Below are 13,917 nucleotides of genomic sequence, written 5' to 3'. Positions count from 1 at the left end.
CTGCCGATAAAGACAGGAAGGGAGGAATGATATGACGGTTCACGGCCATTCCGCGCCCGGCCGACGGGCATCAGGCGACCTGCTCGATATTGCAGTGGTCGGCCGCGGTTTCTCCGGCATCATGATGGCGATCGCCCTTCTGAAGACGGTCACGCAGCCTTTCCGCCTGCGGCTGTTCGATCCCGCGCCAACGATCAGCGGCGGTCAGGCGCTGGCCGGTGCCCGCTCGACGGAGATCCTTAACAGCCGTGCCCGCGATCTCTCGGTCGCGACCGGGGAGCCCAAGGATTTCACGCGCTGGCTGCAGGCAAGCAGCGCGTTTCGCGACGCCGTTTCCGCTGCCATTCCCGGTTTCGGACAGATCTTCGTGCCGAAATCGATCTTCAGCGATTATGTCTATCAGCGCTTTTCCGAGGCTCTCGCACAGCGGCGCGACGTTACGGTGCAGATGTCGCATGATATCGCGGACGATATTCGCCGTCTGGATCACGGCGGCGTTCGCCTTGGTTTTGCCGATGGTGGCGCCATGGTGTTCGATGATGTGATTCTCGCCACGGGCTACGGCCTGAAGGCGGATTCCGGCGATGTCGCGCGGGCGCTGACCCGCGAAATCACCACGCCGCAGAGCGTCGAGAAGCACGTGATCGTCATGGGCAGCGGCCTGCGTGCCGTGGACCAGGTGCTGCAATTGCGCGATGCCGGGTTTGCGGGCCGGATCTCCATCCTCTCTCGCCGCGGCTTCCTGCCCCAGCCGCATACACGGCTTGCCGCCGATTCGGTATTTCCCACCCAGCCCATGCCATCGCAGCTGCGTCACATCCTGCGCTTCGTGCGCGAAGCCTGCGCGGAAGCGGAGGAGAACGGCTGGAGCTGGCAGGCGGCCATGAACGGGCTGCGCAAGCGGGCGAGTTCGCTCTGGTCGTCCCTTCCGCCCAGCGAGAAACGGCAGTTCAACCGGCATCTGCGCTCGATCTACGACGCTCACCGCAACCGGCTGCCGGCCGACGTCCATGCCCGGCTGGAGCGCGAGCTTGGCGCCGGACTGACCGAACTCCGGCGCGGCACTGCGTTGCGCAGATCGTCTCAAGGGCTCGTCGTCCGCTGGGCGGGTGAGCAGGAGGAACGTCTGTTTGCCGCCGACCGCATCATCGATTGCCGCTGCCTTTCGGCCGATCTCGATGTGCCGGTGATTGCCGCTGCGCTTCGCAATCAGCTTGCCGTCACGGACGAGCTGCATCTCGGCCTTTCGGTCAATCCTGCCGGCGAGCTTCTCGATACACGCGGGCGTCCTCTGGGTCTATTTGCCATCGGCCCGCTCGGGCTCGGCTCGCTGCCCGATATCGATCTGGTGCCAGAGATTGTCGCCCAGGCCTATGCCGCAGCCAACCTCATCGACATGCGCGCGCGTCCGCAGCGACAAGCCGGCTGAGAAAGCAAGCCATCGCCGAGGTGTCTTGGCGACTGCAGGAGGTTCATGGGCCGAAAGAGCGTGTTCCGCAGCCCTCCAACCCCTTTTGCGAAAGCGTCTTCGCATTGACAATGACGAGGTCCGGAAGGAGAGTGGCGCCGGAACCGGCCGCCCTGAGCAGGCCGGACCTTGAGGGGGAAATTCGGCATGCGCGCGACACTTCGGGTCTCCCTGGGTCTTTTGATGCTGCTTGGCTCGGTGATACCGGCCGCAGCCGCCGGCGGGCGTACCGTCGTCACGACGAGAGATCACGACTATTTCGGATTCGACCTGCGGACGGAGCAGAACCTGTCGCTCGCCGACTGCGAGAAGGTCTGCATTGCTGATCGCAACTGCCGCGCCTTCACCTATAATCCGAAGGTGAAGTGGTGCTTCCTGAAGTCCGACTTCCACACGCTGAATACGTTCCCGGGCGCTGTCGCCGGCCGGATCGTGGATGCCGCAAGTGCCGGACCCGATATCGGCGCCGCCCTTTCGCTGCCCTTCCTGTCTGAGGACATGGTGGCTCAGGCACGTGAGGCCAAACGTACGCTGACGGTGCCGGAGGATCGCGCTGGTGTCGGTCGAGCTGCGCTCGTTGCACAAGCCGCCCGAGAACGCCAGGAAGGCGCCAATGAGGCGTCCCTCCAGAGCCTCATGGCCGCGCTCGCGATCGATGCCGAGGATGGTCGCCTGTGGACGCAGGCTTCCCGTACCGCCAACCTCATCACCGGCAATGCGACCGTCGCCAACCAGTCGGCGCTTGCGGCCATCAACGGCTATGAACTGTCGCGCACCGCAACCGACCGCGCCGACGCGCTGGCAATGCTGGGGCAGGCGCTGGCCGCGACCGAAAGCTTCCGCCCGGCGCTCGAAGCCTACAAGGCAAGCCTGGCGCTCGTGGAAAACCCCGCGATACGGGCAGCCTTTGCCGATCTTCGCAGCAGGAACGGCTTTCGCGTGATCGGTAACACGGTGGAGGCGGAAGCCGTTTCGCCCCGTGCCTGCGTCCAGTTTTCCGAGCCGCTGCAGACGGGGGTCGATTACACGCCGTTCCTGACGCTGGATGGCGCAGCGCCGCAGGCCGTCGAGGCAAAGGACAGCCAGATCTGCGTCGAGGGCCTGTCGCACGGCCAGCGCTACAAGCTTGCGCTGCGTCCCGGCCTTCCCTCGTCCGTCGAGGAACCGCTCGAGGCGGCCGTCGATCTCGATCTCTACATTCCCGACCGCCCGGCCATGGTCCGTTTTACCGGCGACAGCTTCGTGCTGCCGATGACGGCACGCCGTGGCATTCCTCTTGTCTCGGTCAACACGACAAGCGCCAATCTCAAGCTCTACCGCGTCGGCGACCGCAACATCGCCCAGTTGTTGACGAACTCGCAGTTTCTGACGCAACTCGACGGCTACAGCGCCGATCGCATCCGCGACGAGAGCGGCGAACTCGTCTGGCAGGGCACGATCGACCTCCAGACGGACCTCAACAAGGAGGTCGTTACCAGCTTTCCGGTGGATGAGGCGCTGCCGCAGCGCAAGCCCGGCGTCTACGTCCTGACTGCCGCCTCGGCAACGGGTGCCTCCAACGAATGGGACAGCCGGGCCACGCAATGGTTCGTCGTCTCCGATATCGGCCTGTCGACCTTCGCCGGCACCGACGGGCTCAGCGTCTTCACGCGTTCGCTCTCCTCCGCACGGCCCTTGCCCGGCGTCGCCTTGGAACTCGTCGCGAAAAACAACGAGGTGCTGGGCACCGCGACAACCGATGCCGATGGCCGCGCCGTCTTTGCCGCCGGCCTGCTGCGCGGTGCCGACGCCGCCCTTCCGGCCGTCATCGCTGCCCGCGCCGGCAGCGATGACTACGTCTTCCTCGACATGACGCGTGCCGGCTTCGACCTTTCCGATCGCGGCGTCACGGGACGGGCGGCTCCGGGCGCCGTCGATGTGCTCACCTGGACGGAGCGCGGCATCTACCGTGCCGGCGAGACGGTTCATGTGTCTGCGCTCGCCCGCGATCCCGCAGCGACGGCCGTTCCCGACCTGCCGCTCACCTTCGTCTTCCTGCGTCCCGATGGCGTGGAGGACAGGCGGATCGTATCGTCCGACAGCAAGCTTGGCGGCTACACGCTCGACATGGCGCTGCAGCCGAATGCCATGCGCGGCACCTGGACGGTGCAGGTCTTCACGGATCCCAAGGCGAAGGCGATCAGCGAGAAACCGTTTCAGGTGGACGATTTCGTACCGGACCGCATCGAATTCGACCTGAAGAGCACAGCGCAGGCCATCACGCCCGGTACCCCGGTGCCTGTGACCGTGGATGGACGCTTTCTCTATGGCGCGCCGGCTGCCGGCCTCGAACTGGAAGGCGACGTGCTCTTGAAGCCGACGCATGAAAGCGCCGATTATCCGGGCTACGTCTTCGGCCTCGCGGATGAGGAGAACACCGAGGACAGCCGCCAGACGCTCGATATGCTGACGCCGCTGGATGCGGACGGCAAGGCGAGCTTCGATGTCGATCTCTCCGACGTCCCGGCCACGACCCAGCTCGTCAACGCCACCATCGCCGTAAGGCTTCAGGAAGCCGGCGGACGGGCGGTGGAGCGGACGCTTGAGCTCCCTGTTCGGGCCGACACCGACAGAATCGGTATCAAGCCGAACTTTAGCGGCGCACTCACCGAGAATTCCACCGGAACGTTCCACGTGATCGGGGTCGGGCCGGATGGCGCGCGCATGGCGATGACGGGGCTCACCTGGAAGCTCATGAGCGTCGAGCGGCAGTACCAGTGGTATCGCGAAGGCACGGCGTGGCGTTACGAGCCTATCCTCTCGACCAAGCTTCTATCGAATGGCACGGTCGATGCCGGCGTCGATGGCGGCACGGTCAGCGTTCCCGTCACCTGGGGCCGCTACCGGCTGGAGGTCGCGGGTCCCGGCGGCGATCCCGTCTCGAGCGTCGAGTTCGATGCCGGCTTCTATGTCGCGGCAACCTCCACCGAGACGCCCGATGGGCTGGAGATTGCCCTCGACAAGGACAGCTACAAGGTGGGGGAAACCGCGACCCTCAACGTCTCGCCGCGATTTGCCGGCGAATTGCTTGTCACCGTCGGTTCCGAAAACCTGATCGCGACCAAGACCGTTTCCATTCCCGCAACCGGCGACAAGATCGCCCTGCCGATCACGGAGGCCTTCGGTGCCGGTGCCTATGTCACGGCCACGCTCTATCGGCCGGGTGATGCGCAGGAGAGCCGCATGCCGATGCGCGCCATCGGCGTGAAATGGCTGGCGGTCGATCCGGCCGAGCGCAAGCTCGATGTGTCCATGACCGTGCCGGACAAGACACTGCCGCGGCAGACGCTGAACATCCCCGTCACCGTTGCAGGTGCGGGTGTCGGCGAGGAAGCCTATGTGACGCTTGCCGCGGTCGATGTCGGCATTCTCAACCTCACGCGCTATCAGGCGCCGGATCCGGATGGCTGGTACTTCGGTCAACGCCGCCTCGGCCTTGAAATCCGCGATCTCTACGGCCGCCTGATCGATGGTTCGCTGGGTGCAACGGGACGGCTGCGCACCGGTGGCGACGGCGGGGCCATGGCCTTGCAGGGCAGCCCGCCGACCGAAAAGCTGGTCGCTTTCTTCTCCGGCCCGGTCAAGCTCGACGCCGAGGGCAAAGCCATTATCGGTTTCGACATTCCGCAGTTCAACGGCACCGCGCGCATCATGGCCGTGGCCTGGACGACCTCCGGTGTGGGGCATGCGAGCGCCGACGTTGTCATCCGCGATCCCGTCGTCGTCACCGCCAGCCTGCCGAAGTTCCTGGCGCCCGGCGATAGCGCAGAACTGCGTCTCGATATCGCCAACACCGATGCACCGGCCGGCGATCTCACGATCACGGTCGAAGCGGATCGCTCCCTCTCCGTCGATACGGCTTCGCTCGCCCGGAGCTTTGCCATTCCCGCCGGTTCGAAGATCGACGTGACCCTGCCGCTGAAGGGCGTAGAGCCGGGCGACGGGGCGCTGACCGTCAAGATCGCGGGCGCCGATGGGTTGTCGCTCGACCAGATGCTGTCGATCCCGGTCCGGCCCGCCTCGCTTCCGGTCACGACACGCCTGCCGGTGGCGTTGAAGCCCGGCGCGAGCCTTGTCGTGGACGAGGGGCTGCTTGCGGAAAGCCAGCTGCGCGGCGCCGCCGTCAGCCTCAGCGTCAGCAGGGCTGCTGCATTCGATATTCCGGCACTCCTGATGGTGCTCGACCGCTATCCCTATGGCTGCGCGGAGCAGACGACGAGCCGCGCTCTGCCGCTCCTCTATCTGAGCGAACTGTCTGCCCAATCCGGTCTTCCCGAGGATACGGATGTCCGGACGCGGGTTCAGGACGCCATTCACCGCGTTCTCTCCTATCAGTCGTCATCGGGCAGCTTCGGCCTGTGGGGTCCGGGTTCCGGCGATCTCTGGCTCGACAGCTACGTGACCGAGTTCCTGACCCGTGCCCGCGAGAAGAATTTCGACGTGCCGGAACAGGCTATGGTTCAGGCGCTCGATAATCTTCAAAACGCGCTTTCCTACGATGTCAACGTGACCGAGCAGGGCAACGGCATTGCCTATGCGCTCTACGTTCTCGCGCGCAATCGCAAGGCCGCCATCAGCGACCTGCGCTACTACGTCGATACGAAGCTCGGCGAATTTCCGACCGCGCTTTCCAAAGGACACCTTGCTGCGGCGTTGTCGCTCTATGGCGATGCGAACCGGGCGGAAAGTGTGTTCTCGCAGGCGGCGACGATGTCCGAGGAGGCGAAGATCTCCGAACTTGCACGATCGGATTACGGATCAGCGCTTCGCGACGATGCGGCGGTGCTGACGCTTGCGGCCGAGAGCCGGCCGGTTCCCAGCATCATTCCGGCCCTTTCGAAGAAAGTCGCGCAGGCCTGGGACCGTACGTCGACCACCAGCACCCAAGAGCAATTGTGGATGCTGCTTGCAGCCCGTGCCGCGTCGGGTGGAGACGAGGGGCTTGCCCTGACGGTGGACGGCGTGGCGTCCTCAGGCGCCTTCGCCGCCCGAAAGACCGGCGACGAGATCCTTGCCCGTCCCGTCACCATTGCCAATACCGGCAAGGACCCGGTGACGGCGACGGTGACGACCGTTGCAGCCCCGGCCTTCCCGCTGCCGGCTGGCGGCAACGGCTATGCCATCGAGCGGAGCTATTACACGCTTGACGGTGAACCGGCGAATGTCAGCGAAGCTCGCCAGAACGAGCGCTATGTCGTGGTCATCAAGGCGACCGATCTCAACCCTGGCCCGGCCCGCATCCTTGTCACCGATCTCCTGCCGGCCGGTTTCGAGATCGACAATCCGACGCTGGTGGACAGCGCCAAGCTGTCGAACTTCGAATGGCTGGGCGAGATGCAGGCGGCCCATAGCGAGTTTCGCAGTGACCGCTTCGTCGCAGCTTTCGATCATGCTGCCGGTGATGCGAACGAGATGACCGTTGCCTATGTCGTACGCGCCGTCACACCCGGCACCTACGATCATCCCGCTGCAACCGTCGAGGATATGTACCGCCCGCAATTCTCCGCGCGCACGGCAACGGGCCGCATGGAGGTTCAGGCGGTCGAGTGATGCGTCCGTCGTTGCGTCCATCCGCCCTGTCTCGCGGTCTTGCCCGAACTCTCGCCGGCAGCGTTGTCGGCGGCGGCCTTCTGCTTGGCCTTGGCATCGGCGCTCTGTTTGCCGTCGATGCGGCGGACCATGCCTATCCGCCGCCGCTCGCAGGCCCGGCGCTCACGACCTCCGCCGAGATGGTCGATCGCGATGGCCGATTGCTGCGCGCTTTTGCGACCGCCGATGGCCGGTGGCGGTTGAGGACAACGGCGCAGGATGTCGATCCGCAATTCGTGCGGATGCTGATCGCCTACGAAGACCGGCGCTTCGCCGAGCATGGTGGTATCGATGTCCGCGCGCTCGTCCGTGCCGCCGCGCAATTCGTGACCCACGGCCGGATCGTTTCGGGAGCCTCGACGCTGTCCATGCAGGTCGCGCGCCTGATCGAGCCGCGCGAGAACCGCTCGATCGTGGCGAAGCTTCGGCAGATGGCCCGCGCCTGGCAGCTGGAACGCCGGTTGACCAAGGCCCAGATCCTCGACCTCTACCTCACCCACGCGCCTTATGGCGGCAATCTGGAAGGTGTGCGTGCGGCAAGTCTTGCCTATTTCGGCAAGGAGCCGCGGCGGCTGACGGTTGCGGAGGCGGCTCTCCTCGTCGCCCTGCCGCAACTGCCCGAACGTCGGCGCCCGGATCGTCACCCCCAAGCGGCGGAAGCCGCGCGCGCCCGCGTTCTGGAGCGCGCCGCCGTTTCAGCAGTGATCGGGGAGGGCGAGGCGGAGCGGGCAGCCATGACGCGCGTGCCGGAAAGCCGTCGTCCGCTGCCGACGCTCAGTCCGCACCTTGCGGAAGCAGCGCGCCGCAAAGCGCCTGCCGCACCCACGCTGCACACCACGCTCGTCGCACCCGTACAGGCCGCCCTGGAGGCGGTGGCAAAAAGCGCGGCCGAGCGCGGCGGGCCACGCATCTCGGTTGCCATGGTCATGGCGGACGCCGCAACCGGAGAGATTCTGGCCGAGGTGGGGTCGTCGGACTACTTCGATTCGAGCCGCAAAGGCTGGATCGACATGACCCGCGTGCCGCGCTCCCCGGGATCGACGCTGAAGCCCTTCATCTATGGACTTGCCTTCGAAGAAGGGCTGATATCGCAGGAAACGGTCATTGAGGACCGGCCTGCCGACTTCTTCGGCTATCGGCCACGCAATTTCGACATGACCTATCAGGGCGACGTCACCATTCGGCAAGCCCTGCAACTCTCGCTGAACGTTCCGGCGATCCGGCTTCTGGACGCGGTCGGCCCGTCCAGGCTGATGCTGCGCATGCGGCGCGCGGGCATCGACCCAATCCTTCCACCAGAGGAAACGCCGGGTCTTGCCATCGGGCTTGGCGGTCTCGGGGTGACGTTGCGCGATCTGGTGCAGCTTTACGCCGCGCTTGCCAATGAGGGCCGCCCGGTGCGCCTCGGTGACGGGGTCGATGCCGTGCCCGGTCCGATCGCCGGCGAGCCCATGCTCGATCAGGCCGCGACATGGCAGGTTGCGGACATCCTCTCGGGTGTCCTGCCGCCCACCGGGAGTGCGCGCCGCGGGATCGCCTACAAGACGGGAACGAGCTACGGATACCGCGATGCCTGGTCGGTCGGATATGACGGCCGGACCGTGCTCGGTGTCTGGGTCGGCCGCGCCGATAACGGCGCTGTGCCCGGCATCACCGGCTATGCAACGGCGGCTCCGATCCTGTTCGAGGCCTTTGCCAAATCAGGGATCGCGGGCGTGCCGCTGCCGCGTGCGCCGGCCGGTGCGGTGCGCATAGCAGCACAGGATCTGCCCATCAGCCAGCGCCGCTTTTCCATGACCACGTCCGGCCTTCTTCGCGCCAGTATCCGCGAGGCCGCGCCGCAGATCGTCTATCCGCCCGAGGGCGCGCGGGTCGATCTCGGCAAGGACATGGCCGGTGTGCCGCTGCCGCTGATGCTGAAGCTTCAGGGCGGTCGGGCACCGTTTCGCTGGCTCGCCAACGGTCGGCCGCTGGCGGACATCACGCGGCGGCGGATCAACCAGTGGGTGCCGGACGGCGCCGGCTATTCCACCCTGACCGTCATCGATGCCGCGGGTCGGGCAGCCAGCGTCCGGGTTTTTCTGCAGTAGACGCTGCTTTCTATGTCACAGCGTCAGAGGCCCGTGAGCGAGCGCCTGCGGCATCAGTTCTTTTCATCGAGCGCTTTGAGAACGCGCCGCAGCAGTTCCTCTTCCTCAAGCACGCCATGACGATACAGTGTGAGGACAAGGGCTGCGACAGGGTTGCTGGCATCACTGTCGGGCGCAATCTTGCGCTTCTTGCGGGCGGCATCATAGACGCGCTGACAGAGAGCGACGTGCTCGGGCAGCATGGGTTCGTTACGCCAAGGCATCAGTTCAGTCTCTTCTCTTCTACGGATGCCGGCCGGAGGCCGGTATTTTCCGCGTTGGTATGACCCTCATCAAAATAGGCCACTTTCAGAAAAAGTGTAAAACCTCATTTGGTCCGTTTTACGGAAAAACAATGGCTTTGGCGAAAAATGAAATGGGTAAAAGAGAAGAACTCTCCGGCACCAACAGATTATAAACCGAAAGCCGGCGTGAAGAGCCCGTGATGACGGTTATGCTTTTACAGGGCGTCTTCCCAGTCATACTACAACTTTGGCGGCATATTGAAATGGCCGGCGGAAACGTTACGTGACCTATGAATGATCCGCGTGGCGGTGAGACCCACGGCGGATCGAACAACAGGGGTCGCCATATGGCGGCCAGGAGCATGTCATGCTGGGCTCGTATGTTTTTCAGGAAGGAACCGTCATCACGCCGACGGAGATGGATATGCTCTTTCGCGTTTTCCAGCGCCTCTGCGACCATCGAAAGATCCCGCACACCGGCCCGCAGGCGGAAATCGAGGCTGCCTATCTCGTGGCGCTGTTCAGCGATGGCCTGAACACGGAGGAACTCCTGTGGAGCGTGGTTGCTGCGGAGGCGTGAGGCTCCGACCCCGGGAGATCAGGTCGCCGACGCCCGCCGTACGGCTGCCTTGATCGCCGCTTCCAGCCCATCCGCATCGTAAGGCTTGCGCAGCAGTACCGCATCCGGCGACGAATGCTCCGGTGCCCGGTCGTTGCCCGTTGCGAAAACGATGCCGAGCGCCGGATTGATCGCCAACGCTTCCGCCGCGAGATCGGCGCCCGATGCATCGGGAAGACCAAGATCCGTCACGAGCACATCGACCGACGCGCCGGCAAGTTTCAACCTCGCCTCCTGCGCATTGCCTGCCTCGATAACGGCATGACCGAAGTCCTCGACAAGCTCCACGGTGTTGGCCCGGATCAGCGGATCGTCTTCCACGACAAGAACCGTCAGCGGCGCTGGCTCGGGCGCCCTCGTTACGATGGTCGCCGGGTCGGGTACGACATGGTCAGACGCGGCAGGGCCGGGCGCGACAGTCCCGGAGACCCGTGTGTTCACGGAAGAGCGCTGCTTCTGATTGGCGATGACGTGCCGGATCTTTCGCGCCAGCGCCTCGCGCGTGTAGGGCTTGGAAAGAAGCTCCACGCCCGCATCGAGGCGCCCGCCATGAACGATGGAGTTTTCCGTGTAGCCCGAGGTGAAGAGCACGGCGATATCCGGCAGGCGCTCCTTGGCCTTGCGCGCCATCTCCACGCTTTTCAGCGGCCCAGGCATGACGACATCGGTAAAGAGGAGGTCGATGGCGATGCCGCTTTCCACCACGCTGAGCGCGTTCTGCGCGTTGGTCGCCTTGAGCACGCCGTAGCCGAGATCGCTCAGTATTTCCACGACCGTGTTGCGCACCTCGTCGTCATCCTCCACCACGAGGATCATTTCCGTGCCGCCAACGACGGGACCGGACTGGATCGTTACCTCGCGGTCTTCGCTGGCCGTGGCGCGCGGCAGGTAGAGCTTGACCGTCGTTCCGTGGCCGACCTCGCTGTAGATCTTCACATGGCCGCCCGACTGTTTGACGAATCCATAGACCATCGACAGGCCGAGGCCGCTGCCCTTGCCCTCCGCCTTGGTGGAGAAGAACGGCTCGAACACCTGCTCCAGCACCTCCGGGGCAATGCCCGATCCCGTATCGCTGACGGAGAGCACGACATACTGGCCAGCCTCGACCTCGGCATGATTGCGGGCATAGTCGTCGTCGAGATAGGCGTTGCCCACTTCGATCGTCAGCTTGCCATTGCCCTCCATAGCGTCGCGCGCATTGATCGCGAGGTTCAGAACCGCATTCTCTACCTGCACGGGATCGACGAACGTATTCCACAGTCCGCCGGCGACAATGGTTTCCAGCTCGATCGCCTCGCCGATGGAGCGCCGCAGCAGGTCATCCATGCCTGACATGAAGCGACCGACATTGATGACCTTCGGCTCCAGCGCCTGTCTGCGGCCGAATGCCAGAAGCTGGCTCGCAAGCTTGGCGCCGCGGCTGACACCGGCGAGCGCGTTGGCGACCCTCCGTTCCGCCCGCTCGTTGCCGGCCACGTCCTTTGCAAGAAGCTGCAGATTGCCCGAGACGACCTGCAACAGGTTGTTGAAATCATGGGCGACACCGCCGGTCAGCTTGCCGATCGTCTCCATCTTCTGAGCCTGTTGTAGTGCCCGTTCCGCCTGCCGACGCACGGCGATCTCTTCGCTGACGCGCGCCTCCAGTGTCTCGTTGAGCAGGCGCAACTGCTCTTCGGCGCGCTGGCGGTGGCGAACCTGGCGCTCGAGATGCACGGCATGCCGGCGCAGTTCATCCTCGGCCTGTCGCTGCTCGCTGATATCGGTGTGAACGCCGACCCACTCGGCAATGTCGCCCTGCTCGTCGAAGATGGGCACGCCGCGAATGGCAAACATCCGCCACACCCCGTCATGCCGGCGCACGCGATGTTCCCAGATGAAGGTGTTCCGCTCCGCGACGGCGGCATTCCAGGCTTCGACCGTCGCCTGCCGGTCGTCGGGATGGACGGCGTCCGCCCAGCCATAATCCTGATACGCCTCGTAAGGCTGCCCGGTCAGCTCGGCCCAGCCCGGCTGCTGCCCGATCATCCGGCCGTCCGCGCTGTTGGTCCAGAGCACGCCATGCACAGCGTGGACCGCGGCGCGAAAACGGTTGTTGCTGACCAGAAGCTCTTTTTCCGCGCGCTTTCGGTCCTCGATGTCGATCAGCATGATGTAGATGCCGTCCACCGTGCCAGCATCCGTCAGCCGCGGCATATAGCGCACTTCGGCAGTGCGATGATCGCCGCCTGGCCTGCGGATCACCGTATCGGTCACGACGGGCTCGCCGGCAAAGGCGCGTTCGAGATAGGAGACGCGCTTGCTGTAATATTCCTCGCCGATGATCTCGCGGATGTGCCGGCCCACGACCGCGCTGGCCGGGTGGCCGAACCATTCGAGATAGCCCTTGTTGGCGAACCGGTAGATATGGTCGACATCGAGGAACCCGACGAGAATCGGGAGTGCGTCACTGATTCGGCTGAGTTCCGCCTGACTTTCGGCCAGCGCCCGCACGGCGCGCACGCGATCGGTGTTTTCGAGTACGGTGCAGAGGACGCCATCGACCCCGGCCTCGTCGTTGTAGATCGGCGTATAGAATAGGTCGAAGACGATCTCCTCCGGCCGGCCGTTGCGGTGAAGCACCATGGGCTGGTCGCGAAAGCTCTGGACCTCGCCCTTGAAACCGTTTTCGAGAATGCGACTGTTCCAGTCCCAGATTTCCGGCCAGATCTCCGGCACCTTTCCCCCGAGCGCCCTGGGGTGATAGCCTCCGGCGATCTCGCGGTAGCCGTCATTGTAGATCATCACATAATCCGGGCCCCACATCAGCACCTGCGGGATCGGCGAATTGATCATCGAATTGACCTTGATTCGCAGATTGACAGGCCAGGTGTCGATCGGACCGAGCGATGTCGAGGCCCAGTCAAAATTCCGGATGCGCTGCCCGAGCTCGCCACCGCCGAAAGGCCAAGTCGCCTTGCTGGAACCACTGCTCATGATGTTCGTATCTCGCGGGCTTTGCGTGACGGGTTGGGAATAGCGTCACTCCTACTGCATTCTTTCGCGAATCGGAATCGTCCCGAGGGAAAAAATGGGGCGATCGCTCAGAGTGTTAGCGCTTATTGACCGATTTACGGTTGCGGGGCCAGTGGCGAACGTCGCCGATCTACCGATACCTTTTGCCTGATCGACGGAACCCCATAGGCGAACCGTAGTTCGTTGCTGCATCCAGCCAAAAGGAGATCTGCCCCATGAAACGTATTCTTGCCGCCGTGACCGCGTCCCTTCTGCTTGCGACCGGCGTTCACGCCCAGTCGGCTGCTGAAAAATCCGGCATCAATAGCGTGGCCGGCATCGCGCCGAAGACGCAGGATTTCGTGCAGGAAGCTGCTGCCAGCGATATGTTCGAGATCGAGTCCAGCAAGCTTGCGGTCGAGCGCGGCGACGAGGCCACAAAGGCTTTCGCCCAGCAGATGATCACCGAGCATGAGAAGACCAGCAGCGAACTGAAGAAAATGGTCGGCGACCTCAAGCTCAGCAACCCGCCTGCCAATGCCATGTCGTCGGCTCAGCAGGGCATGCTCGACGAACTGAAGGAGCTGCAGGGCGCCGAGTTCAACGAGGAATATCACGACCAGCAGGTGACGGCCCATGAGAACGCTGTCGATCTGTTCAAGCGTTACGGTGAGGAAGGCGAGACGCCGGAACTGAAGGCGTGGGCCGCCAAGACGCTGCCGGCTCTGCAGCATCATCTCGAAATGGCCCAGACTCTCGACAAGGATTGACCCTCGACAGGGACTGACTGAGGCCGGGCTCTCGCGTCCGGCCCGCTGTCATTCGATAGACGCGAGA

The 13,917-nt window shown here is 64.3% G+C and carries 7 protein-coding genes; 5 read left to right on the top strand and 2 right to left on the bottom strand.

Features of this window, described 5'->3' with window-relative positions:
• The first annotated feature begins 31 nt into the window (after positions 1-31).
• From BSG19_RS19175 to pbpC, 3 genes are all read left to right on the top strand, one after another.
• Complete coding sequence (locus BSG19_RS19175; RefSeq protein WP_092989620.1) at positions 32-1,429, top strand: FAD/NAD(P)-binding protein; 1,398 nt, start codon at positions 32-34, stop codon at positions 1,427-1,429.
• A 186-nt stretch (positions 1,430-1,615) separates the two neighbouring features.
• Complete coding sequence (locus BSG19_RS19170; protein ID WP_092989619.1) at positions 1,616-7,057, top strand: alpha-2-macroglobulin family protein; 5,442 nt, start codon at positions 1,616-1,618, stop codon at positions 7,055-7,057.
• Positions 7,057-9,186, top strand: a complete 2,130-nt coding sequence (pbpC, locus tag BSG19_RS19165; RefSeq protein WP_092989618.1) for a penicillin-binding protein 1C — start codon at positions 7,057-7,059, stop codon at positions 9,184-9,186. The genes BSG19_RS19170 and pbpC overlap by 1 nt, the downstream gene beginning before the upstream one ends.
• Before the next feature lie 53 nt (positions 9,187-9,239).
• Here pbpC and BSG19_RS19160 read toward each other — a convergent pair whose 3' ends face one another.
• Positions 9,240-9,449 carry a hypothetical protein gene (locus tag BSG19_RS19160; protein WP_139274794.1) on the bottom strand — a complete coding sequence of 70 codons (210 nt, stop codon included), beginning with the start codon at positions 9,447-9,449 and terminating at the stop codon, positions 9,240-9,242.
• A gap of 388 nt (positions 9,450-9,837) precedes the next feature.
• Here BSG19_RS19160 and BSG19_RS19155 point away from each other — a divergent pair, with 388 nt between their 5' ends.
• On the top strand, positions 9,838-10,050 hold the full coding sequence (locus BSG19_RS19155) for a hypothetical protein (protein ID WP_092989616.1): 213 nt from the start codon (positions 9,838-9,840) through the stop codon (positions 10,048-10,050).
• Between the two features lie 18 nt (positions 10,051-10,068).
• On the opposite strand, the gene BSG19_RS19150 is transcribed toward BSG19_RS19155, so the two are convergent.
• Entirely contained in the window at positions 10,069-13,062 is a 2,994-nt protein-coding gene (locus BSG19_RS19150; RefSeq protein ID WP_092989615.1) for a PAS domain S-box protein, read from the bottom strand.
• 254 nt (positions 13,063-13,316) lie between these two features.
• On the opposite strand from BSG19_RS19150, the gene BSG19_RS19145 reads away from it, so the two are divergent.
• A complete protein-coding gene (locus BSG19_RS19145) occupies positions 13,317-13,850 on the top strand; it encodes a DUF4142 domain-containing protein (protein WP_092989614.1) in 534 nt (177 codons plus the stop codon).
• Positions 13,851-13,917: the final 67 nt, after the last annotated feature.

The sequence above is a fragment of the Rhizobium sp. NFR03 genome (assembly GCF_900111275.1).
GTDB lineage: Bacteria > Pseudomonadota > Alphaproteobacteria > Rhizobiales > Rhizobiaceae > Ferranicluibacter.
This window is presented reverse-complemented; position numbering and strand designations above follow the sequence as displayed.